At 58.9% G+C, this 20,949-nt stretch carries 21 protein-coding genes; 4 read left to right on the forward strand and 17 right to left on the reverse strand.

Translation table 11 applies throughout. The features are described from left to right. Nucleotides 1-12: 12 nt before the first annotated feature. The 4 genes from HNO86_RS20405 to HNO86_RS20420 form a co-directional block, all read right to left on the reverse strand. Entirely contained in the window at nucleotides 13-744 is a 732-nt protein-coding gene (locus HNO86_RS20405; protein WP_175378736.1) for a PIG-L deacetylase family protein, read from the reverse strand. Continuing rightward, complete coding sequence (locus tag HNO86_RS20410) at nucleotides 741-1,988, reverse strand: aminotransferase class III-fold pyridoxal phosphate-dependent enzyme (RefSeq protein WP_175378737.1); 1,248 nt, start codon at nucleotides 1,986-1,988, stop codon at nucleotides 741-743. Before HNO86_RS20410 ends, HNO86_RS20405 begins: the two co-directional genes overlap by 4 nt. A 1-nt stretch (nucleotide 1,989) precedes the next feature. Further along, a complete protein-coding gene (locus HNO86_RS20415) occupies nucleotides 1,990-3,840 on the reverse strand; it encodes a hypothetical protein (RefSeq protein ID WP_175378738.1) in 1,851 nt (616 codons plus the stop codon). Between the two features lie 64 nt (nucleotides 3,841-3,904). Continuing rightward, a complete protein-coding gene (locus HNO86_RS20420) occupies nucleotides 3,905-5,149 on the reverse strand; it encodes a 2-deoxy-scyllo-inosose synthase (protein ID WP_175378739.1) in 1,245 nt (414 codons plus the stop codon). A gap of 542 nt (nucleotides 5,150-5,691) precedes the next feature. On the opposite strand from HNO86_RS20420, the gene HNO86_RS20425 reads away from it, so the two are divergent. From HNO86_RS20425 to HNO86_RS20440, 4 genes are all read left to right on the forward strand, one after another. Beyond that, nucleotides 5,692-7,278, forward strand: a complete 1,587-nt coding sequence (locus tag HNO86_RS20425) for a GMC oxidoreductase (protein WP_175378740.1) — start codon at nucleotides 5,692-5,694, stop codon at nucleotides 7,276-7,278. Between the two features lie 46 nt (nucleotides 7,279-7,324). Beyond that, nucleotides 7,325-7,573, forward strand: coding sequence for a DUF6137 domain-containing protein (locus tag HNO86_RS20430; RefSeq protein ID WP_175378741.1), 249 nt, complete (start codon nucleotides 7,325-7,327; stop codon nucleotides 7,571-7,573). Between the two features lie 96 nt (nucleotides 7,574-7,669). Next, the gene (locus HNO86_RS20435; RefSeq protein ID WP_175378742.1) at nucleotides 7,670-8,914 is read left to right on the forward strand and encodes a glycosyltransferase; all 1,245 of its coding nucleotides are present in this window, start codon (nucleotides 7,670-7,672) and stop codon (nucleotides 8,912-8,914) included. 67 nt (nucleotides 8,915-8,981) lie between these two features. Beyond that, entirely contained in the window at nucleotides 8,982-9,872 is an 891-nt protein-coding gene (locus tag HNO86_RS20440; protein WP_175378743.1) for a phytanoyl-CoA dioxygenase family protein, read from the forward strand. Between the two features lie 219 nt (nucleotides 9,873-10,091). Here the strand turns inward: HNO86_RS20440 and HNO86_RS20445 are convergent, their stop codons facing one another. From HNO86_RS20445 to HNO86_RS20505, 13 genes are all read right to left on the reverse strand, one after another. Continuing rightward, on the reverse strand, nucleotides 10,092-10,544 hold the full coding sequence (locus HNO86_RS20445) for a YMGG-like glycine zipper-containing protein (RefSeq protein ID WP_175378744.1): 453 nt from the start codon (nucleotides 10,542-10,544) through the stop codon (nucleotides 10,092-10,094). A gap of 44 nt (nucleotides 10,545-10,588) precedes the next feature. Further along, nucleotides 10,589-10,936, reverse strand: a complete 348-nt coding sequence (locus tag HNO86_RS20450; RefSeq protein WP_175378745.1) for a Rieske 2Fe-2S domain-containing protein — start codon at nucleotides 10,934-10,936, stop codon at nucleotides 10,589-10,591. Nucleotides 10,937-10,938: 2 nt separating this feature from the next. Beyond that, the gene (locus HNO86_RS20455; RefSeq protein WP_175378746.1) at nucleotides 10,939-11,250 is read right to left on the reverse strand and encodes a YciI family protein; all 312 of its coding nucleotides are present in this window, start codon (nucleotides 11,248-11,250) and stop codon (nucleotides 10,939-10,941) included. A gap of 3 nt (nucleotides 11,251-11,253) precedes the next feature. Further along, nucleotides 11,254-12,126, reverse strand: coding sequence for a dioxygenase (locus HNO86_RS20460; RefSeq protein ID WP_175378747.1), 873 nt, complete (start codon nucleotides 12,124-12,126; stop codon nucleotides 11,254-11,256). Between the two features lie 32 nt (nucleotides 12,127-12,158). Continuing rightward, entirely contained in the window at nucleotides 12,159-13,226 is a 1,068-nt protein-coding gene (locus tag HNO86_RS20465) for a maleylacetate reductase (protein WP_175378748.1), read from the reverse strand. A gap of 8 nt (nucleotides 13,227-13,234) precedes the next feature. Further along, nucleotides 13,235-14,698, reverse strand: a complete 1,464-nt coding sequence (locus HNO86_RS20470) for an aldehyde dehydrogenase family protein (RefSeq protein ID WP_175378749.1) — start codon at nucleotides 14,696-14,698, stop codon at nucleotides 13,235-13,237. A 90-nt stretch (nucleotides 14,699-14,788) separates the two neighbouring features. Next, nucleotides 14,789-15,808 carry a hydroxyquinol 1,2-dioxygenase gene (locus HNO86_RS20475; protein ID WP_175378750.1) on the reverse strand — a complete coding sequence of 340 codons (1,020 nt, stop codon included), beginning with the start codon at nucleotides 15,806-15,808 and terminating at the stop codon, nucleotides 14,789-14,791. Between the two features lie 45 nt (nucleotides 15,809-15,853). Beyond that, nucleotides 15,854-16,348 carry a hydroxyquinol 1,2-dioxygenase gene (locus HNO86_RS20480; protein ID WP_175378751.1) on the reverse strand — a complete coding sequence of 165 codons (495 nt, stop codon included), beginning with the start codon at nucleotides 16,346-16,348 and terminating at the stop codon, nucleotides 15,854-15,856. Between the two features lie 139 nt (nucleotides 16,349-16,487). Continuing rightward, complete coding sequence (locus tag HNO86_RS20485; protein WP_175378752.1) at nucleotides 16,488-17,417, reverse strand: LysR family transcriptional regulator; 930 nt, start codon at nucleotides 17,415-17,417, stop codon at nucleotides 16,488-16,490. A gap of 180 nt (nucleotides 17,418-17,597) precedes the next feature. Continuing rightward, nucleotides 17,598-18,632: a branched-chain amino acid ABC transporter permease gene (locus HNO86_RS20490; RefSeq protein ID WP_175378753.1), complete on the reverse strand. Its 1,035-nt coding sequence runs from the start codon at nucleotides 18,630-18,632 to the stop codon at nucleotides 17,598-17,600. After that, nucleotides 18,632-19,495: a branched-chain amino acid ABC transporter permease gene (locus HNO86_RS20495; RefSeq protein ID WP_175378754.1), complete on the reverse strand. Its 864-nt coding sequence runs from the start codon at nucleotides 19,493-19,495 to the stop codon at nucleotides 18,632-18,634. Before HNO86_RS20495 ends, HNO86_RS20490 begins: the two co-directional genes overlap by 1 nt. A gap of 2 nt (nucleotides 19,496-19,497) precedes the next feature. After that, nucleotides 19,498-20,202, reverse strand: a complete 705-nt coding sequence (locus tag HNO86_RS20500) for an ABC transporter ATP-binding protein (RefSeq protein WP_175378755.1) — start codon at nucleotides 20,200-20,202, stop codon at nucleotides 19,498-19,500. Between the two features lie 3 nt (nucleotides 20,203-20,205). Continuing rightward, nucleotides 20,206-20,931: an ABC transporter ATP-binding protein gene (locus HNO86_RS20505; protein WP_175378756.1), complete on the reverse strand. Its 726-nt coding sequence runs from the start codon at nucleotides 20,929-20,931 to the stop codon at nucleotides 20,206-20,208. Between the last annotated feature and the right edge of the window lie 18 nt (nucleotides 20,932-20,949).

Raw genomic sequence — 20,949 nt, forward strand, 5'->3', positions numbered from 1 at the left:
GCTAGAACGGATTCAATTTGTGCGACGCCATAGGCGCTCCGCATATCTTGTTGTGCCGGTGCCGACACGGCTGGCATGTAGCAACATCTCAGCAACGATGGATGCACTGGTCTGTGAACGGTAGCCCCACATGTCCTCGTACTTGCTTCTCAAAACAGGTTCGATATCAGCCGTAATGGCAGGCGTTAGACCTTGAACAGCAAGCTGTCTTTCGAGCTCGAGGAGCGGCAAGCTTGCGCTGTAGGGAACATCCTCGTAGTAAAGGACTTCGACGTGATGCAACGCATCTGCGGCAATTCGTACAATCTGATGATCGACATGTCCGCCAAGACCGCACGGAGCAAGCACAACTTGAGGCTCCCGAAACGCCACGGCGTTAAGAATCAGATTCACAACGTCGCCAGTCCTCGGATCATCGTTTGCTACCATGCTGAGTTCCGTCGCTTCGTCATATCCCATAACAAAGCTGTCCGGACAGGACAGTCTTTCGTAATCCATCCGCCGGCGGGCACAATAAGCACGATCCTCCCTCTCCCGATCTGTCGATATCGCCTCAGTGGATTTATCGCGCGAAGCCCAAGGTAGTGCCCATCCACTGAGGCTAAAGACGGTCATGAGACGGAGATCCGCTTGCATGGAAAGCCGCGCGACGATTCCACCTATGGAGTAAGCAACATCATCTGCGTGCGGTGATAGCAGCAAGATTCTCCTGCCCATCATCGACTCCGGAAATGGCAAGATCATCGCTCCTCCTTGATCCAACGAATCGCTTCCTCAAAGGGAACGACATCGTTGGCTCCGTCTATCATGCGGAACGACGCCTTGAAGCGCCGCTGGCGGCTAACCGACGCGCTCTCGTCCCTTCCGAACTGTCGCGACGTGTTAGTGAGCGCTACCTCGAAACGTTTGATCAGCTCGTCAAACACGTCGCTGGTCGCGAGTGAGACAGCTTGATTGTCCCCTTCATATAGAAGAAGGCCCGCCATGGCACAATTCGTGTACAGGGCGTGATCCAGGGCCTCGGAAGCACCCACGATTTGAAGCATTGGACCATCGCCGTAAATCATGATCGGCAACTCCCTGCTTCGCACGATATTACGCAGTTCCGCCGCCAGAGCGCCTCCACACTGGACCAATCGCTGATAGCCGTCGTGACGGTCCATGTAGTCCATAGTGGCTAACGCTGCAACGATCGGGATCGTGTCAAAGTAGGCGGTGTAGGTAAATTCCTTAGCCGCAGCCATCACATCTGATCGGCCCACCAGGCACGACAGTCGGTGGCCGTTTGCCAATCCTTTTGCGAAGGTGTACAGATCTGCATGGAAGCCGACCGTTCTTGGAAATTGCGAGGCTCGCACCGCACGGTAGCCCTGCTTAACGTCATCGCAGCACAGAAGTACCCCCTCATGCCTAGTGATCTGTGCTAGCCGACTAAGTGTCTCCGGTTGCAGGTGGACGTAGTCGGGCGACAAAATAACCAAGGCCATTTGTCCGCGATGCTGCTCAAGCACCTGCTCCAGAAGTTCCGGCACAAAGTAGAAGTCAATGACTCCACTCGCATTGGCTTCCAGCAAATTATTGCTTCTGGCCCAGTAGTCGCCCCAACCGTGATAACCCGCACTCGCTATGACGTGCCGTCCAGTGAATTGCCGCGCAACCTGCACGGCGGCCCGGCAAGCTTCTGTTCCGGTGCTGAACAGAGCAAGCCGTGCGTCCTCGATTCCGACGTCCTGGATAATCCGGTTTGTGAGCGCCTCATGTAGATTGCTCCAGCAGGTCACCGATGCCTGCCCGCTTTGTAAATGGTGCGTAATCGCTGAGTTCACTGCAGGGTGATGGTGTCCTAGCGTGACGCTACCTTTACCGTTCATCAGATCGATATACTGCTTGCCGTCCGAGAGCGTCACCGTCGCACCACTGGAGCAAACAGCACGCAGCCTGGGCTGTGCGGTATAGATGTCGGTAACGATGGAGTGAGGTCTGTCCATGTCATTTCCATTGAGGTGTGTCGATCTCGGCCAACTCGGAAGTCGTCCTTATCAATTGATGGAAATCTTCGTAGAGGGTGGCCCTTCCACGTGCGCTGAGTATTCTCACGCTGCGCACCCGAGCTTCGGCAATCATCAGCGCAGCTAGCGACAGACTCTCCCGAACGCTCGACCAATCAAGACCACACAGTGATGCGAGCTGCCCAGCGTCTTTGATCGCTAAGCGGTTTTCGAGAGCGAAAGCCGCCAACTCCAGCTCAGGAAAGCTGATGTCGCCCCAGTTCGTTTCCAGTTGAAAACGATGAAGACTTCCGTGTCGGTCAATCTGCCAATGCCACCCCCCACAGCTATAACGAAGTGATGAACGGAACACCCTGCCCGCCAATCCCGGCCAAGGTACCGGCTCCGATAAAAATGCACCCAGCGTCTTAGATATCACCTGTAGTGGATCGCAACCGCAGCACTGTCGCATGGTATCTATCATTGTCGACCAGCGCGGACCAAGGGCCATCACCACAGGGCTATGGTACGTAAGCGCGATGGTTTGCCTTGAATTGGCAACCAGCCAATTCGCCGCTTGAAGCAGTAAGTTGGCTCTTCTAGGCTGGCTCGCGGTATGAAAAAACTCCTGGAATGATCGTGTGGGTCCTAGATCGACCGTAATGGCATAACCGTCAACTAGCCAAGCCCTACGTGTGGAGCCAACCTTTCGCACGCGCTCGAATTCCGCACGACCGAATACACCTTCACCGATGAAACGAAGATGTAACAGCACATCACCATTAGGCCGAAGAATTTCGATTGGCGTCTTGCGTGGGTTAACCAATGGACGGCGCCCATTCAGGACTCGTGGATCATTCCATGGGAGCCAGCCATGACTGATCCCGTATCGCACTTCACCTTGTGGGCACCGAAACTGCAGTCGAGCTTCGGCAGGGAGCGAAGGTATGCCCTCTGTGTTCCGTAGTCGTGCGATGAATTCATGGTGTTCACCGGGTAGCAAGCATTCCCAAAGCCGCGGATCACAGGAATCGCGCATCAGGAACGTCGATGGGTATGACGGCGTCGGGGGCACCACGTAGCCTTGCCAAAGCTTTCCGACACTCGAAAACCATAGGTCGATGCCAGGGTCGCGCAAACTAGCCGCTACACGCTCCATCGTAGCCCCGGTATCCGGCCGATCGTCCACCACCAAAATTACAGGTGCGATACGGTGCTCCAACCATGTCCGAACGGTTTCCAAACCATCCAACGTTGCACATTGTTCTAGAGGTCGCACCGTACACCACTGCACATCGGTAACACCCAATCCGGTCAGTACAGCTTTCCAGAGTGGAGCGAGATATGTGCCACCAGTGCGGACTCCAACAATTAGAATGGCCCGATCAAGGCGCACCTGCTCGGTCAATCGACCAGCATCACCGGCGATCCTTTCGAGATCAGCAAGGTCGTAGCCGCAACACTCCGGCATCGGCAGGTGGAGGACTTTGCTCAGAAAGTCGGGCGAAGTGTTTACGTGGAGCGCGACATTGGTAGAAGCGTAGCGAACGATGGATTCGGACGTATTCGCTGTCCGCCCTAACGTCACCTGTGCGGCGCTATCGGCTTCGCATTCGGCTCGGCGAAGATTCTCTTCGAGTTCCTCCGTCGTCGTATCATCCCGCACACCGTTCAGCTTCCCCAGAGCGAGCAGGTCGGCCCAGAATTGCACACTGGCGCAGGCCACCAGATATCGATCCATGGTTTCGGGGGTCGCTGCGTCACGCAAGCGACTCAGTATTTGCCCAACGTCGATGCGTATTAGCCCCACAGGTCCCGCTTGGGTAGGCTGGCTAACAAGAAAGTTGTCCATAGTTATCGCTCGTACCGAGATCCATGGGCGCGTCGATTGCGAAATACCGACGTAGTTAGACTTTTCACTGACGATTTTCTTCGATGGCGATATCCTTGATCCCCGTTAAGCAATCTTCAATGCAAGACTGAATTAGCGAGCCGTCGACCAAAACTAAAGGTCTAACAACTGGTCCGGCTGGGACCCCCAGGCCATCAAGAAGGATCATGGCAACCTGGTCAGGACGAGCGCCAACATAACCTCGCTTGTTGTCCGTGCGCAGCAGCGCCATCACCGCGGAGATCGTAACCCCCGGCGGCAACTGAACCGTCAGTCCATTGCGTTTGAGTAGACGATGATGAAGACTACGGTCTGCTTCGCTCAGTCGCCCTAGACGACTTGCAACTTCCGCCGCCACAATCATTCCGAGGCCGACGGCTTCACCATGCGGAACCCTACCCTCCGCAGCAAGTTCGATTGCGTGGCCGACCGTGTGGCCATACTCGAATACAATGGCCTCTTTTCGCTCGCATTTGTCTGCCTTCATGACCTTTTGCTTTGCAAGCAAACCAGCCTCAACAATGGCCATGAGTTCACTATCGGTATAATTTGCGTCCGGTTTCAATCCTCTTTCGAGCAGGGGGATGTTCTCGACGGCCACGATCAATGCGTTTTTAATAATCTCGTACATGCCTGACCGGATTTGCGTCACCGGCAACGTCCGCAGAAAGTTTAAATCGATCAGAACAGATGTGGGTTTGTGAAAACAGCCCAGCAGATTTTTGCCTACAGTAAGATTTACTGCCTGCTTGAGCGAAGCTATTGAATCCGCCGCCGCAATCAACGTAGTAGGCACATGTACGAGGCGAATGCCGCGAAACAACAACGCGGCTGTCAGTCCCGCGAGATTCCCGATGACCCCGCCACCTACTGCGACAATCACGCTGGCCCGATCAATGCCCGCCTGGACCATTTCTTTAGCAAGATGTTCAACGGTTTCCAAGGATTTGAATGATTCACCGTTGTCGACGACCCAGAGGCTGGCAATGGCTTGAGTCGAAAGCTGCTCGCACAATGCACCTGCATGTAACTGACTAACTGTTCGATCCGTAATCAGGTGGTAGCTTGAGGCGTCGAGCTCAAGCAAGTTCGAGAGAATTTCATCCGAGCATCGAACGCCAATCCGCACGGGATAGCACTCATCTTCAAACTGCAGTCGTAAGTTTCGCATAAGGTTCTCCCAGCTAAATAAGTGCTTCGTCAGCAACATGGCGCACATGGGCACCAAGATACCCAACACGACCACAAAAAATACTTCAAATTCGCCCAACTATCGAACAAATGACATCACAGAGCGGCGAACTGCCGACCACATATAACTAAACGAGGCGCACATAAAAATAAGGCTTAATACAAAAACCTCAACGATTAAAATTCACCGAATTCAACATGCCACTGAACACTTAGGTCGAGCACGTAGTTTCGGTTGCTGCAACGTCAATAAAAGCGGCGATTGCGTGTTAGATTTCAGTAAATTTTCGGCTTGTGCAACATCTAAAAACCGCACAAAAAACTCAAAAGGAATAGTCCTACAGATTTTCTGGAAAAGTACTGCAGATCTATCTGATTAACAATAACACCTGAAGTTATCGTTTTTCTGCGCCGATTTTATCTGCTAGGGTCTTCTGTCTGCGCAAACAGCATGCTGAGCTTTCAAGGATCACTTCATTCCAAGTGCAATCATCTAGGAACTCAATGTTGGAGAGCCACAAAACTACAGTACTTGTTGTAAGTCGAGAATCATTCCCTCCATAGGGGTACGGAATATTTGCACATCTCCCTACTAACCACGCCAGAGGACGGTCCATAACAATGACATCTACATTAGAGCAGTACATTGAAGAGCGCCCGTTCGGCACATCTCATATGCATGGGCTGCGGTCAAATACCCTGCTAGATGATCCTTTCGATGTTGTAATCGTTGGTAGTGGGGCCGCTGGTGCAGTAGCTGCAGATACTTTCGTTCGAGCCGGGCTTCGTACCCTCATGCTGGAGGAAGGTTCGAGACTCAAAGCCAGTGCAAGGAATGCGGACGTTGATGCACAAGCCGAGCTCGCATTGGCTGGCAATACCGCGCAAGGATGGAGCACGGGGGGATGGCCATGGAGCACACGCAATCTTGGTGGAGGCACGGTTTTCTACGGTGGAGCCTCGTTCCGGTATACCGACTTCGATTTCGATCCCAGCGAGCGCATCCGTGTCGAGGGATTACCGGTGAAGTGGCCCATTGTAGCTTCCGATCTCGCGCCTTTTTACAGCGAGATGGAGTCTATTCTTTCCATCGACCACACAGGGTTCGAATGTAGGCGAAGACAGCCTCCGAACACGTTGAGCCTGCCCGCGGAACATCTTTGGGAAGGGGCGGTCCGGCTCGGTCTATCCCCCCGTCCGACTCCAATAGCGATCGACCGCAGCCGGTGCGACAACTGCTCCTTATGTATCACTGCACAGTGCACGCGCGGCGCCAAGCGCGATATGGTGGACTCCCTACTCGGTCCCTTGGCCAATATGCCCAACCTGTTGCTGCTGACCGGTGTGAAGGCCGTGGCGCTAACGCAGGAAAAGTGCAACTGCGCCAGCGCGGTAAACTGCCTAGACACGACCACGGGTCAGATTCGTTCAATCCGTGGGCACCGTTTTGTGCTGGCCTGCAATGCAATTCAAACGGCAGCGCTACTGCTGCGCTCGATCACACCTCACGCGCCAAGGGGACTTGGCAATGACCACGATATAGTCGGGCGAGGTCTTTGCATGAAACTCAGTGAGTATTCGCAAGGCGTGGTGCATACAAGCCGGCAGCGAATCGACGATCATCCAATAGGATATCGGGGGCCGTTCTCGACGGTCTGCACACTTGGCCACTATCTGGACGAGCGCTGTCCGACTGGTGTTGGAGGACTGATCTACGAAGCCAAGCACGACGACTGGAGTCTTCTGCAGGGCGATGGACTGATTTTACGTGTAGAAACCATTCTTGCTGACCATCCATCTCTCGGGAATCGGATCCGTCTCTCCAGTAGTACGGACTCTTGGGGCCTGCCGCGGCTGATGATCGATTACACGACAAACCCGCAGGACTTGGCACGCCTAGCCTATATGGTGGAGCGCTCAGCCGACTGGCTCAAGGCCGCCGGCGCGCGGGATATCCAACATGAAGCCTCAAATTTTGCAATGGGCAGCACTCACCTGCATGGCACCTGCCGCGCGGGTGACGACCCGCGAACGTCAGTGGTGGATCGGGATGGAAAAATCCACTCAATAGATAACGTCTACGTTGCGGATGGAAGCTATATGCCCTATCCCGGGGGGGTGAACCCCACTCTGACGATCCAGGCCAATGCCTTGAGGATTTCTCGACAGATCGCCCGCGACGCGACGTGTCATTCAAGCGCCTCGTGAAAGCTGCAACCCTCCGCTAATTCAAAACCAGGGAGCGACCAAACTCATGACACTCCATTTCATTCGCCAACTCGTCATTCACACGATCTGCAATGTGGTCGGTGAGACCCCGGAAGATGTAACGGCCCTAAACAAGGTTGAATTGAATACGCGCGACTGGGAGCAGGTATTTAGCCGGCTTGAAGCAACGCTCGATATCCAGACCGATAAGTTGGCTTCGACCGAGCGAACGATCTCCATCGGCACGTTGGCACGTGAGCTACACACCAAAATAACGGACGACATCGTCATTTGACTGATACCTGATCGGGTTCGCCGTGAGTCCTGATGCGCATGTCGCTTGCCGGTCCCTCTCCCCTGCTCCAATTCATTCAACAGAGGCCTTTTTCGTATGAAAGTCTTGAAGTTGACGCCCTTTTTCCATCATCCGGATGTTGAAGCGTGGCCAGCAGCGTACGACTCGGTAGGCGGCATGCAGGTTCAGACTTGGAGACAAGCAGTTTGGCTCGCTCAGGAAGGTATCCATCAACATGTTATGACCATCGGCTTCCCCGGACTGCCCAAGCTTCGACAATTACAGCCGTTTCTGTGGGTAGAGCGCATGCTATTACCCATGCCGAGGATACGATCCGAATTCAGCGGTTTGATAGGACTGACGCAGTCGTGGGCTGTAGCAACACTGTTTGCACTGTTCAAAAAAAGGCGCAAACATGATTTTGATGTGGTTCATACGCACCTTGACGGACAAATACCGGCGCTGTTGGTGGCTTGTTTAGCACCTCGACTGTTGAGACTGCCACTGATTCTGACGGTGCACTGCTCTCGCCTTGCGGTCTATACACCGCACTCCTGGCTGGACATGCTTCAACACCGTTTGGCTCGGTGGCTCGAACGCAAAGCCGTGAGCAAAGCTTTTGCGGTGATCGCCCTGACCAAACGAACTGCCTCCCAACTCTCTCGTGATGCTCGTCGTATTGAGATCATTCCTGACGTGGTCGATACCGCGCAGTTCGCGCGCCCCCCACAAGAAGGCATAACGGCATTCCGGAAACGTCATAATCTACGGCGGCAAACTGTCGGCTTTGTCGGCCGTATCGCGAAAGAAAAGGGATGGCAGCACCTCATTCCACTCGCTCAGGCATTGCGCGAGCAGGAATGCGAGTTGCTAATCGTTGGCGACGGGACACAACGGGAACGACTGCGGCACGCCATAAACAAGGCCGGACTGCAGGATTGGGTGACGGTTACAGGTTTCATCCCCAATCATGAAGTACCTTTGGCGATGGCGGCTTGCCGCCTGATCGTGATGCCTTCAGCGTATGAGGAGTTCGGGGGAGCCAGCATCGAAGCGCTGGCTACTGGTGTCCCGGTAGTCGCTTTTGCCGTAGGCGGCCTTCCGGAAATTCTACGCGGCATTACACCGGACCTACTGATTGCACCGGAGAACACGCCTGCGCTGATTGCACGAGCACAGGCTGTGCTGGCCGGGCACCATTCGCAGAGTATCGATTCGGCTCGATTACGAACCTACGTTGAACAACGTTATGCCCCATCCGCAATGGGTGCCAAAATCCTGAATCTATACAGGTCAGCGCTAATCAACTCTAAAAACCCCGTCAGACCGTCAGCCCCCTAATGCAGCACTGCCTGGTATCGATAAAGACTCACCAAACGAAAAAAACACGCACCACGGAGTACTCTCAATGTCGCTGATTCACCTTCCCAATACCGTTTCAGCACCGGAAGTAGTGCAGTGCTTGCGAAAGCACGGCTACGCCATCATTGACAAACTCGTGCCCGGCACCGCTATGGATCGAATTGCCGAGGAGCTCGAACCCTACACCGCAATGACGCCCTTCGGGCCGGACAGCATTCTCGGCAGAAGGACCAAACGCACTGGTGGCCTAATTGCGCGATCTGTTCGGGTGCGTGAGTTGATCCTTAATCCAACTATTATCGAGACGACACAACGCTTTCTCTCTCACGCTACAACATTCCAAATCCATTGCACGCAAGTCGTGTCCATTCACCCTGGGGCAAGCGCACAGACATTGCATCAAGATGAAGTGGCCTGGGACATGTTCCCCTTTCCCGACGACTATCACGTGCAATGCAACACACTATGGGCCATGACCGACTATTCCGAGAAGATGGGCGCCACTCGCATCGTCCCCGGCAGTCACCGAGCGGGGCGCAGCGTTGAGTTTGAGATTGCGGCCAGCTTTCCTGCGGAAATGGAAAAAGGCTCAGTACTCGTCTACGACGGAAAGGTTTACCACGGCGGCGGAGCCAATCGGTCCGACCGGGTCCGGTCAGCCATCAACCTGACTTACGCCCTTGGATGGCTTCGGCAAGAGGAGAACCAGTTCCTTTCTTGTCCGTTAGAGATCGCCCGTACTCTTCCGGACGAGTTGCTGCGACTTATGGGCTATCAGTGTGGAGCATTCGCCTTGGGCTACGTCCACGGGTTTGAGGATCCGATGACGGTGTTGGGACGTAGTCAACCTGGCAAACTCGTCGGCGCTGAATTGATGTTGAAATCCGAGCAGAACAAAGATCGCCAGTCTTTCCTGCGTAATGCAAAATTCGATTGAGGAACGCCAGGAAAGCAAATATTGGCGTCCGTAGTTGTGCTAATAGATTCAAATTCGTCCCGCGGGCGGATTACGCACAGCCATGCGCGTAGGGACAAGATTCTACGTCTTGAAGCTCCTATCGAGCAGGGAATGGTCACTGCCTCATTGATGCTATAAAAAATGCACGTCCGTAGCCGCTGGCGAAGCCTGCTGCTACAAGATTTGCGAGGCAACTACTCAAGGATTAACCTGATACCCCTTGCCCTGCAGGCAACTGGTGTAGGCAGTCGATGTTGTAGCAGCGTTTTCGTTGCGCTGTGCCCGACGCTCCTGACGCTGGCGTGACCCACCGACCACCATGCCCGCCGCAGCGGTCTGTTTGGCCCGGTCCTGGCGATAGTCCTGCTGCCGGTCGCTGTCCACGCGATCATAAATCTCATCGTGCTGATTGCCACGCACCTGCGCAGCCGTCGCCCCGGCGGCGGCACCGGCCACGGCGCCCTTGACCCGGCCACCCGAAGGCGTGGACGTCGAAGCCGTCTGACTGGCGGCGATGTTATTGCACTCGGAAATATCGGCTTGAGTCTGCTGCGAAGTCTGGCCCTTGAGCGGCACCACCGATTGGGCCCATCCCTGGGCGCTCAGAACCGACAAAACCAGGCACAGGCCGACGGGCGGAAACCTTTTCATGATGTCCTCCGAAATGAGCGTGATTCACCCTGAATCAGTGTAGTTCAGCCCTCCTCCCGAGCCTCCATCACCAGGCTGTTTCCGACCCGACGCACCGGCACGGTCTCAAGCTTCGCGCCCTTGCACGGCCCATCGACGCAATGCCCGTCCTCGAAACGGAACATCGCGCTGTGATGGGCGCACATCAACACCTTGCCGCGATAGGTGCAGAACTCCTGCGGACGAAAGTCCAGCGGCACGGAAAAATGCGGGCAACGGTTGATGTACACCCATGCCTGGTCACCCTGGCGCACCGCTACCAGCCCGGCGGGATGCAACTGCTGGTGTTGCGGCAAGCCCAGGGCGCCACCGTCGGCGATGTCGTCCAGTTGGCAGAGGGTAATCGTGCTCATGGTCAGCCACGCATTTCCGGGTTGCCCAGGCTCCAGTTCCACGGCCGAATCTGGATATTGGCGAACAATCCGGCCTGAACGTACGGATCGTCCTGAAGAAAGGCCTCCACCTCCGGCAGGCTGCCGGCCTCGATCACCAGCAAGGTGCCGTTCATCGCCACTGCGGCATCGTCCAGGGTCGGGCCGCCAAAGCGCACCACCACCCGATGGCTGTCATTGGCGCGCAAATGCGCCTGGTGGCTGGGGCGCAGACGCTGGCGCAGGCTCAACGAATCAGGGTGATCGGTGGCGAATACCGCAAAGTACTGGGCCATGATTCACGCCTTTTCCATGACGAATTCGTAGCACGCGCGCTTGAACGGCACATCCATGCCCAACCGGGCGGACACCTCGTCGTGGCGGGCACAGTCCTCGTAGATCACCTGCAGCGATTGCTTGACGCCAAACACCGCGTCCGACGCCAGATACGGGTCATCGTGGTTGAACAGGTGCGTGACCAGCTTGCGATAGCCCGGTACATCGATCATGAAATGCAGGTGCGCCGGCCGCCAGGCATGCCGGTTGGCCGCATCGAGCATGCGCCCCACCGGTCCGTCGGTGGGTATCGGGTAGGCCACCGGGACAATCGTGCGGATGGCGAAACAACCGTCGGCATCGGTGCGATACCGTCCGCGCAGGTTGCCGAACGGCTGTTCGGTGTCCTGGCCGGAATACATGCCGTTCTCGGCGGTCTGCCAGACGTCGAGCACCGCGCCGGCCAGGGCGTTGCCGTTGACGTCCACCACCCGTCCGCGCACCAGCGCCGTCTCGCCCGGGGTGAAGGCCATGTTCTCGCCGAATTCGCGATCCGGCATGCCGTCGATGTAGAACGGTCCGAACACCGTGGTTTCGGTGGCCGTGGCGCTGTGGCGATGGTTGATCGCATCGACCAGCATCGACACGCCCAAGGTATCGGACAGCAGGATGAATTCCTGGCGCACCAGGCCGTCACACGTGTGGCCGGTGTCGGTCAGAAAGCGGATGCCTTCGAACCACTCCTGCTCGGTCAGCTCCACTTCGCTGACGAACGCATGCAGATGCCGGGTCAGGCTCTGCATGATCTGTTTGTAGCGCGCATTCGGCGCGCCATCGAAGCTGTTCACGGCTTGCTCGGAAATCAGGGCTTCGGTGGCTTTGTCTTGATCGGTCATTGTTGTTATTCCGATAAAAGTTGTTGAGTGCGTCAGGCTGGTGCCTGGCCCTTCAACGCACGGTTGAGCAGTGCTTCGATCGGCGCCTGCTCGAACGGCCGCGGATTGTAGTACGGGCTGGCGCAGGCAATTTGAGCCGCTTCAGCCGGGCCGTTTGCAGGAAAACCAATATCCTCCAGTGCCAGGGGAATGCCCAGCTTCTGGTTCAGTGCATACAGCAAGGCGCCGACTTCACTGGCCTCGCTGCCGCCCAGCGCCCGCGCCGCCCGCTGCAAGGGGCCGGCTGCCGCCTCACGGTTGTAATGCGCGGCGTGGGGCAAGACGATCGCGTGGGCCTGGGCATGGGGCAGATTGAAGGTGCCGCCCAGGGTGTGGCACAGCTTGTGGTGCAAGGCCATGCCCACCGAACCCAGGCAGATGCCCGCCAGCCAGGCGCCGTACAGCGCCTGGGCGCGAGCGTCCGGGTCTTCGGGATTGTCGACCACCCCCGGCAACGACTGCGCCAGCGAACGGATCGACTCTTCGGCCATGAAGCCGATGATCGGGTTGGCGTCCTGGGCGTAGAGCGCCTCGACCGCGTGGGCCATGGCGTTCATGCCCGAACAGGCGGAAATCTGCGCCGGCAGGGTCAGGGTCAGTTGCGGGTCGTAGATCACGGTCTTGGGCAGAACCCGTGGATCGCGCCCGGTTTTCTTCAGGCGGTTCTCGGTCAGGCCATAGATCGGGGTCATTTCCGAACCGGCGTAGGTGGTCGGCACCGCGACGATCGGCAGGCCGGAATCCATGGCGATCGCCTTGCCCAGGCCAATGGTCGAACCGCCGCCGATGGCCACGCAGCAATCGGCATCCAGCCGCGCCGCTTCCACCCGGGCCGCCTGCGCCACTTCCAGCGGCACGTGCATCACCGCCTTGGGATAGATGCCCGCCGCTCGCTCACCCAGCAAGGCCGCGACCTGCTCGCCCAGGCCCTGTTGTTCCGGGGTGGTGAGGATCAGCGCACGCCGCGCGCCCAGGCGCTCGATCTCTTCGGCCAGTGCCGAAAGCTTGCCCCAGCCGAACACCACGCGGGTCGGCAGGCTCTGGTAGATAAACGGACTCATGGCAGACCTCAGCGCTTGAAGTGCGGCGGGATGTTGGCGTCGACGTTGACCCACACCGAGCGGGCCTCGGTGTAATCGTGGATCGCTTCAAAGCCCATTTCGCGACCGTAGCCGGACTGGCCGACACCGCCAAACGGGCTGCCGGGGCTGACGCGCTTGTAGCAGTTGATCCAGCACATGCCGGCGTGAATGGCATTGGCCATCTTGTGCGCGCGGGTCAGGTTCTGCGTCCACAGACCGCTGCCCAGGCCGTATTCGGTGCTGTTGGCGATGGCCAGGGCTTCTTCGTCTGTGCTGAAACGCACCACGGTGACGAACGGGCCGAAGACTTCCTCCTGGCAGACACGATCCTCAGGCTTGGCCTCGACGATGGTCGGCTCGACGTAGAAACCCTTGGCCAGGGCCTTGTCGTCCGGGGCCTTGCCGCCGGCGAGGATCTTGCCGCCCTGCTCGATGGCGATATCGATGTAGGCCATCACCCGGTCGCGGTGCAGCGCCGAGGTCAGCGGGCCCATTTCGGTCTCGGGGTTCATCGGGTCGCCCAGGCGAATGGACTTGGCCAGGGGGATGAAACGCTCGAGGAATTTGTCGGCGATGTCCTTGTGCAGGATCAGCCGGGAACCTGCGATGCAGGCCTGGCCCTGGTTGTGGAAGATCGCCCAGGCGGCGCCGTTGACTGCCGCGTCGAGATTGGCGTCCTCGAAGACGATGTTGGCGCCCTTGCCGCCCAGCTCCAGCTGGATGCGCTTGAGGTTGCTCTTCGACGCCTCGACGATGCGCCGTCCGGTGGCGGTGGAGCCGGTGAAGGCGATCTTGCCCACGTCCAGGTGTTCGGCCAGTGCCTGGCCTGCGGTGTGGCCGTAGCCCGGCACCACGTTGACCACGCCTTTGGGGAAGCCGACTTCGGTCATCAGCTCGGCGATGCGCAGAGTTGACAGCGGCGTGATTTCCGAAGGCTTGATGACGATGGTGTTGCCCGCCGCCAGGGCCGGGCCCATTTTCCAACTGGTGAACATCAGCGGGAAATTCCACGGCACGATCTGCGCCACCACGCCGATCGGCTTGCGCTGTACGTAGTTGAGAAAGCCCGCTTCCACCGGAATCACCGAGCCTTCGATCTTGTCGGCCATGCCGCCGAAGTAGCGGAAGCAGGCGGCGGTGCGCGGCACGTCGAGGCCACGGGAGTCGCGGATCGGGTGGCCGGTGTCCAGGGATTCGAGGCGGGCCAGCTCTTCGCCGCATTCTTCGATCTTGTCCGCCAGCTTCAGCAGCAGACGCCCGCGCTCGGCGGCGCCCAGTGCCGACCACGCGGGAAACGCGCGCTTGGCGGCGGCGACGGCCAAATCGACGTCGCCGGCTTCGGCGGCGGCGATGCGGGTGATCAACGAGCCGTCATGGGGCGAGACCACGTCGATGGTGCCGCCAGCGACCGCATCCACGAAGCGGCCATCGATATAGAGCTGATTTTGCATAATGGTTTCCTCGCACCGCGCCCCTGGCGCAGTGTCTGACTCAATTTCTGAAAGCCGGGCCCGGCGCGCTGCCGGGCGGGACGCGAGGTCTTAGAACTCGATCGGGTACGGCGTGAGTTCGCCGCTTTCGTAGCGTTGCGGCAGGTTAGGCGTGGCGTTTTCCCAGACCATCAGCATCGAGCGTTTGGTCGAGTAGCCCTGGTGACGGATGTCGGCGGGCATGGCGCAGATGTCGCCGGCACGCATGGTGATCCGCGCGCGTGGGTTGCCGTCGTCCTTGTCGCCCACGTCCCAGATAATTTCGTCGGACAGCTGCAGGAACCACTCGATGCGGTCGTTGCCGTGGAACACCGGCAGGATGAATTCTTCGGTGGTCGGGCAGAACAGGCTGGCCTTGCACACCGAGGTCACCGACGGGTTCCAGGTCACGTCCGAGCGCGACAGGTACTTGAACAGGCTGAACGCATGCAGTTGGCCTTCGAAACCTTCGGCCGGGTGGACTTCCGGCTCTTCCTGGGACACATCGATGAACTGGCGGTTGACCGGCAAATCGTTGCGCAGCGGCGAGTCATCCGGCAGGCCCGGCATGCGCTTGGTGGCGATGCGGAAGCGTTCGATGGCCTCGATGTTGTCGCCGTTCTTGCGACCGAAGGCGCTGCCGGTTTCTTCGGGCGCTGCGAACGGGTCGAAGGTGGCGTTGGTCCAGTCCCGCAGGATGGCCTTGAAGGTGGCCATGATCAGCGGCGTTTCGAAGTTTTCGGTGTAGTTGACCCCGGCTTCCTTGAGGGTGCCGTTGAAGGTGCCGGCGTACAGATCGACCTTGCCGTAGTAGTTGCGGGTGCCGATGACGTGGTCGAAGTTGACCCAGCCGTAGAAGAAGCCCCAGGCCACGTCGCGCATCATGGCGCGCAGGAAGGCGTCGACCGGGATCAGGTGCGAGCGGGTCTGGCCCTTGGCCGGCCAGGTGATGCGGGCGAAATACTCGTCGCGCGACAGCTCGAAGGCGCCCAGTTTGAATGAGCGATAACCGGTGACGGCATGGGGCGCGCTGGCCTGGACTTCGTCGTCGGCAAACAGGGCGGTTTCAGCAGCGGTTTCAAGCATGGCCATGGCGGGATTCCTTTTGTTGTTGTGGAGTGGACGGTCGGTGGCGGGTCACTTCAGGCAGATGTCTGCCCACTTCTCGACCGACAACGGGCCCTTGATGGTCTGTTGCAGAATCACGCCCGGACGGCTGGCTTCGAAGCGATACGCGGTGCCGACCGGCAGCAGGCACTGATGGCCGCGCTTGAGCAGCACGTAGCCCATGGGTTTGCCCGCTGGCAGGTCACCGGCCGCGTGAGTGCCCTCGCCGTCCTTGAGCGGGGCATCGAGCTTGAGGAAATCCACCCGCACTTCACCGTCCATGACGATGGCGAACTCGTCGTGGGCGCAGGTGTACCAGGGCGACTGGCCTTCGGCACGCAGGGTTTCGATGACGTAGCCCAGGTTGTAGCCGACGACGACTTTCTCGTAAGGAAGGGATTTGTCCGCCACTTCGAAGATGTTCGAAAAGGCGTAATGGCTGGCCTGGCCGCTGACGATTTCAACCGAGCCCTTGCTGTAATTGTCCAGCGAGCCGAAGACTGTTTCGATTGCTGCGCTACTCATGGTTCTCACCGTTTTGTTGTTTTAGTAACAGTGAGCAAACAGTACGACGCGACAGGTCCCGTAACAATTAGCTGACCGGCGACAACAGTGTTTGCAAAACGCGAACACTGGTACGCAGCTCCTACAGGATGGTGGGGTTTCAGCGAATCCAGCCGCGCTCCAGCAACGGCACGTCCCAGCAGGGCTCGGCGCCGAAATTGTCCACCAGGAAATCGATCAGGGTCCGCACCTTCAACGCCCGACGCTGGGTGGCGGGGTATACCGCGGAGAAACTGAACGACGACAACAGATAATCCGACAGCACCGGAATCAACCGTCCGCTGAGCAAATCCTCACTGGCCACCAGCGTCGGCAGGCAGACAATCCCCACCCCGGTCTGGGCGTAATCGCGCAGCAGATGCACGGAGTTGGAACGTACCTGCCCCGGCAGGCTCAGTTCGACCTGTTCGTCCCCACGATTGAACACCCAGCGATTGCGCGACGGATACCCCTCGTACAGAGCGATCTTGTGCTGCAGCAATTGCTGGGGATGGGTCGGGACGCCAAATTCGCTGGCGTAGTCCGGGGACATGCAGAACAGCCGGCGCACGGTGAACAGCTTTCGCTCGATCAACGTCTCAGCCATTGGCGGGAACATCTGGAACGCGACGTCGAAGCCTTCTTCGATGGGGTCCACCACCCGGTCGTTGACGATCACATCGACCTCGATGTCCGGGTACAGCCGGGTGAATTCCGCGAGCAGGTGACCGAAGTGGCTGATGGCAAACCCCGGCAACATCTGCACCCGCAGCTTGCCAGTAGGCTTGGCCCGCAGCTCGCGCATGTGTTCGGTCAGGGAATTGAACCCGGCGACCATGTCCGCGCATTCCTTGTAGTACGTCTCCCCCACTTCGGAGAGCCGCACATGGCGAGTGCTGCGGTGGAACAGCGGCGCGTTGATGAATTGTTCCAGTTGCTGGATACGATGGGTGATCACCGAACGGGTCACGCCCAGTTGCTGGGCAGCCTTGGCGAAGTTGCCGGTCTCGGCCACCCGCACGAAGGCTTCGACACTGAGTAAACGATCCATGGGGGCAGGTTCTCTGGAGGCTTTTTATTGTTGGCGTATGGCGAGGTTAGCCTTTCGCCGGCCTGCGCTCCATACCTGTGCAGGAGCTGCCGAAGGCTGCGATCTTTTGATCTTGCTCTTGAAAATCAAAAGATCGCAGCCTGCGACAGCTCCTACACGGGATTTGTGGTGTGCTCGCGATTACAGGTCCTGGTACCCCTTCAGGCGTCGTTGCATCGGAAACACCTGCCAACCCAATCGCTCGCTGATCAACCCCCACACCCCCTGCGGGGCTTTGAGCATCATCACCACCGCCACCACGCCGAGGATGATCATGTACACCGCGCCGTACTGCGCCAGGCAACCGCGCAGCACGAAGTAGATCAGCGTGCCGATCAAGGGCCCTTCCAGGGTGCCGATGCCGCCGATGATCACGATGAAGATCACCACCGCCGTCCAGTCCTGCAGGCTGAACGCCGCGTCCGGCGAAATCCGCAGCTTCTGCAGGAAGATCAGCGCCCCGACCACACCCGTACATCCGGCGGCCAGCACATAGACCATCAACTTGGTGCGCAAGGTATCCACCCCAAGGCTACCCGAGGCTGGTTCCGAATCGCGGATCGATGCCAGCGCCAGCCCCTGCCGCGAGCGCAGCAGGAAGAACACCACCGCCACCGCACCCATGGCGATGGCCAGGGCGGTGAAGTAGATCAAGGTTTCGCGCCCGTCCCGGTCATTGCCGATCTGCCTTACGATCGCCGCCGGCAGGCTCTGCCCCGACCCTCCGCCCAGGCTGCTCATCTGCGCCAGGCCCAGGCGGAATACCTCTGCCACCACCCAGGTGCCGATCGCGAAGTAAGCCCCGCGCAGGCGAAACACCACCAGCGCCGTGGGAATCGCCAGCACTGCCACCAGCACCCCCGAGAGCAGAACCGCGAACAATGGTGGCACGCCCAACTGGCTGGCCAGCATGAACAGCAGATACCCACCCAGGCCGACGAAGGCCTGCTGCCCCACCGACACCATGCCAGCGTAACCGGCCAGCAGATTCCACATTTGCGCCAGGGCCAGGTAATAGGCGAACTCCACCACCAGCCGCAGGCTGGCGCGATCGGCCCAGAGTGGCGCGGTCAGCAACACCAGCACACAGAGCCCCAGCAGTGACAGGCCAATAGTGCTGCTGGTGGTCGTGCGCTGTACGCGATAAACCGGCGCGGGATTGTTCAAGGCATTCATCAGTCGACACTCCGGGGAAACAGGCCACGCGGACGCACGACCAGGATCAGCAGAAACACAAGATGACCGGCGAGGATCTGCCAGCCGGGATCGATCTTCGCCCCCAGGGTCTGCGCGACGCCGAGGATCACCCCGCCCGCCAGCGTGCCCCACAGGCTGCCCAGGCCGCCGATGATCACCGCCTCGAAACCGTACAACAGTCGCGCCGGCCCCACGGTGGGATCGAAACTGGTGCGAATCGCCAGGAACACCCCTGCAATCGACACCACCGCCATCGCCAGCGCCATCGCCAGGCCGAAGATGTGCGCATTGTTCACGCCCATCAGTCGCGCGGTGTGCTGGTCATCGGAGGTGGCGCGGAACGCCCGGCCCAGCGAAGTCTTGTAGAACAACAGTTGCAGGCCGCCGATGATCAGCAACGCACTGCCGAACACGATCAGCGGCATCACCCCGACGCTCAGGCTGCCGATACCGACGCTGGCCACCTCAAGCTCACCCTGGGACAGTTTCTGGCTGTCGGCGCTGAAAAATTCCAGCAGCACGTTCTGCACGATGATCGAAAGTCCAAACGTCACCAGCAGCGGCGGCAGGATGTCGCTGCCCAAGGTGCGGTTGAGCAATAACCGCTGCAGCAGATAGCCGAAGACGAACATCAACGGCACCACCATCAGCAGACTGGCCAGCGGGCTGAAACCAAGATGGTTGACCACCACCAGCGCCAGGTACGACGCCAGCACGATGAAGTCGCCATGGGCGATGTTGACCAGACGCATGATGCCGAACATCAGCGACAGGCCCACCGCGAACATCGCGTACAGGCCACCGAGCAATACGCCTTGAAGCAAAGTATTTAGCCATTCCATCACTAGATCCCGAAATACGCGGCTTTGATTTGTGCCTTGTCCGCATCCCCTGGCCGCCCGGTCAGGGACACCCGCCCTTCCTGGAAGCAATAGAAACGGTCACTCACACTCAACGCCTGATTGATGTCCTGTTCGACGAGAATCACCGTGGTGCCATCGGCCTTGATCGAAGGCAGCGCGGCATAGATGTCCTTGATGGTGGTCGGTGCCAGGCCGAGGCTGATTTCGTCGCACAGCAGCAACTGCGGGTTGGCCATCAGCCCGCGACCGATCGCGACCATTTGCTGCTGGCCGCCGGACAGCGCAGTGCCGGGGCGCTTGCGCAGTTTTTCCAGCACCGGGAACAGCTGATAAATCCGCTTCAGGGTCCAGGGCCCCGGGCGTTTGCTGTAGGCGCCGATCAGCAGGTTTTCCTCGACGCTGAGCGAAGGAAACAGCTTGCGGCCCTCGGGCACCAAGGCGATGCCCTGCTCCAGCACCCGGTTGGCCGGCATGTCGCCGATGGCCTGGCCATTGAAACGAATGGCACCGGGCTGATTGCTGATCAACCCGGCCAGCGAGCGCAGGAAGGTCGATTTGCCGGCACCGTTGGAGCCGATGATCGCCACGGTCTCGCCGGCTTCCAGGTTCAGGCTGATGTCGAACAGCGCCTGGAAGTCGCCGTAGCCGGCGCAGAGTTTGTCGATAGATAAAAGACTGGTGCTCATGGCTCAGCTCCCGATGCCCATGTAAATGTCCTGGACCCTGGGGTCGGCCATGACGCTGTGGGGTTCACCTTCGGCCAGCTTGGCGCCGAAGTTGATCACGGTCAGGCGACTGACCACCGCCAGCAAGGCATGCACGATGTGTTCGATCCAGATGATGGCCACGCCCGACTTGTGGATGCCCTGGATGGTCTCTACCAGCGCCAGGCACTCCGGTTCCGTCAGGCCGCCGGCGATTTCGTCAAGCAACAGCAGGCGTGGTTGGGTCGACAGCGCCCGGGCCATTTCCAGGCGCTTGCGGTCGAGCAGCGTCAGGGAGCCGGCCAGCACGTTGGCCTTGCGCATCAGCCCGGTCAGTTCCAGGGTCTGCGCGCACCATTGGCTGGCTTCCTTGTCGCCCAGGCGCGCGCCGAACGTCGCCCCCACCAGCAGGTTCTCGAACACGGTCATTTTCACGAACGGATGCGGGATCTGGTGGGAACGGCCAATGCCTTGCTGGCAGCGCTTGAACACCGGTTCGCGGGTGACGTCACGGCCTTCGAAACGGATGCGGCCCTGATCCGCCGCGACGCCACCGGCGATCAGGTTGAACAGCGTGCTTTTACCGGCGCCGTTGGGGCCGATGATGCCCAGGGCTTCCCCCGGTTGCAGGTCCAGGCTCATGGCGTCCGTGACCTTCACTGAGCCGTAGCTCTTGTGCACGTCACTCAGTTGCAGAAGTGGTTGTTGCATGGTGCACCTGTGTCCCGT

This window comes from Pseudomonas sp. C1C7 (genome assembly GCF_013359595.1).
Classification (GTDB): Bacteria; Pseudomonadota; Gammaproteobacteria; order Pseudomonadales; family Pseudomonadaceae; genus Aquipseudomonas.